Raw genomic sequence first — 2,282 nt, forward strand, 5'->3', positions numbered from 1 at the left:
GGGTCTAGCATGGCTGAAGCCACAAAAAAACCGAGGCCGGAATTCCGGAACATCGGGCTTGGGCAGATATTGTTCGCATACCGTCTGCCACTCGCGGGGCGCGTGTCGATCGGCCACCGCGTGAGCGGTGCGCTACTGTTCCTGTTCCTGCCTTTCCTGCTGTTCCTGTTTGACCAGAGCCTCACTTCGGAGCTCAGCTTCGAGGTCTTCAGGGGCTTCCTCTCCAACATCATCGTCAAGCTCGTCGTGCTGGTCCTCGGCTGGGCGTTCCTCTTTCACTTCTGCGCCGGCGTGCGCCACCTGTTCATGGACTTCAGCCATGACCTCGTGAGCAAGGAAAAGGGCAAGTCGACCTCGGTCGTGGTCGTTGTCATCTCCACGATCCTCACGATCGCCTTCGCGGCCAAACTCTTCGGAGCGTTCTAATAATGTCGGCTAAAAACGGTATCGGTCCGAAGCGCCTCGTCGTGGGCGCTCACTACGGCCTGCGCGACTGGATTGCCCAGCGCGCCACCGCCGTGATCATGGCGATCTACACGGTTGTGCTGCTCGTGCAGTTCTTCGGCGCACACGATTTTTCGTACGACGGCTGGGCCTCGATCTTCTCCGCGCAGTGGATGAAGCTCGCCACGTTCGTCACGGTGCTCGCGCTGTTCTATCACGCCTGGATTGGCGTGCGTGACATCTGGATGGACTACGTCAAGCCGGTCGGCCTGCGCATCACGCTGGACGTCCTCACGATCGCATGGCTGCTGGGCAGCCTCGGCTACGCCGCTCAGATTCTCTGGAGAGTGTAAAAGAATGGCTGCAATCAAGAATTCTCTGCCGCGTCGCAAATTCGACGTGGTCATCGTCGGCGCGGGCGGTTCGGGGATGCGCGCCTCGCTGCAACTGGCGCGCGCGGGCCTCTCGGTCTGCGTGCTCTCGAAGGTGTTCCCGACGCGTTCGCACACCGTTGCTGCCCAGGGCGGCATCGGCGCTTCGCTCGGCAACATGAGCGAAGACAACTGGCACTTCCACTTCTACGACACGATCAAGGGCTCCGACTGGCTCGGCGACCAGGACGCGATCGAGTTCATGTGCCGTGAAGCGCCGAACGCCGTCTACGAACTGGAACACATGGGCATGCCGTTCGACCGCAATGCGGACGGCACCATTTACCAGCGCCCGTTCGGCGGCCACACGGCCAACTACGGCGAGAAGCCGGTCCAGCGCGCCTGTGCGGCTGCTGACCGTACCGGCCACGCGTTGCTGCACACGCTGTACCAGCAGAACGTCGCGGCGAAGACCACGTTCTTCGTCGAATGGATGGCGCTGGACCTGATCCGCGACGCCGAAGGCGACGTGCTCGGCGTGACCGCGCTCGAAATGGAAACGGGCGACGTCTATATCCTCGAAGGCAAGACCACGCTGTTCGCCACGGGCGGCGCGGGCCGGATCTTCGCGGCATCCACCAACGCGTTCATCAACACCGGTGATGGCCTGGGCATGGCGGCCCGTTCGGGCATCGCGCTGCAGGACATGGAGTTCTGGCAGTTCCACCCGACCGGCGTGGCCGGCGCGGGCGTGCTGATTACCGAAGGCGTGCGCGGCGAAGGCGGCATTCTGCGCAACTCCAACGGCGAGCGCTTCATGGAGCGCTATGCGCCCACGCTGAAGGACCTCGCACCGCGTGACTTCGTCTCGCGTTCGATGGACCAGGAAATCAAGGAAGGCCGCGGTGTTGGCGCGCACAAGGATCACGTGCTGCTCGACCTCTCGCACATCGGCGCAGAGACGATCATGAAGCGTCTGCCGTCGATCCGCGAAATCGCGCTGAAGTTCGCGAACGTGGACTGCATCAAGGAACCGATCCCGGTCGTGCCGACGATTCACTACCAGATGGGCGGCATCCCGACCAACATCAATGGTCAGGTCGTCGGCACGCCGAAGGGCCACGAAGAAGTCGTCAACGGCTTCTACGCCGTGGGCGAATGCTCGTGCGTCTCGGTGCACGGCGCAAACCGCCTGGGCACGAACTCGCTGCTCGACCTCGTGGTGTTCGGCCGCGCTGCCGGCAACCACATCGTCAAGCACGTGAAGGAACTGAAGGAGCACAAGCCGCTGCCGGCAGACGCCGCCGACTTCTCGCTCGCGCGCCTTGCGAAGCTCGACAACTCGACCTCGGGCGAGTACGCGCAGTCCGTCGCGAACCAGATCCGCGGCTCGATGCAGAAGCACGCTGGCGTGTTCCGTACCTCGGCGCTGCTTGCGGAAGGTGTCAGGGACATCGCGCAGGTTAC

The 2,282-nt window shown here is 63.1% G+C and carries 3 protein-coding genes; all 3 read left to right on the top strand.

The window, feature by feature from the left end:
* Window positions 1–9: 9 nt before the first annotated feature.
* Window positions 10–426, top strand: coding sequence for a succinate dehydrogenase, cytochrome b556 subunit (sdhC, locus tag HV773_RS36330; RefSeq protein ID WP_175198529.1), 417 nt, complete (start codon window positions 10–12; stop codon window positions 424–426).
* A gap of 2 nt (window positions 427–428) precedes the next feature.
* On the top strand, window positions 429–797 hold the full coding sequence (sdhD, locus tag HV773_RS36335) for a succinate dehydrogenase, hydrophobic membrane anchor protein (RefSeq protein ID WP_175198530.1): 369 nt from the start codon (window positions 429–431) through the stop codon (window positions 795–797).
* 4 nt (window positions 798–801) lie between these two features.
* Window positions 802–2,282 (top strand): succinate dehydrogenase flavoprotein subunit (gene sdhA, locus HV773_RS36340; protein WP_175198531.1); only part of this gene is annotated, 1,481 nt, incomplete at its 3' end.

The sequence above is a fragment of the Paraburkholderia caffeinitolerans genome (assembly GCF_902859945.1).
Lineage (GTDB): Bacteria > Pseudomonadota > Gammaproteobacteria > Burkholderiales > Burkholderiaceae > Paraburkholderia > Paraburkholderia caffeinitolerans.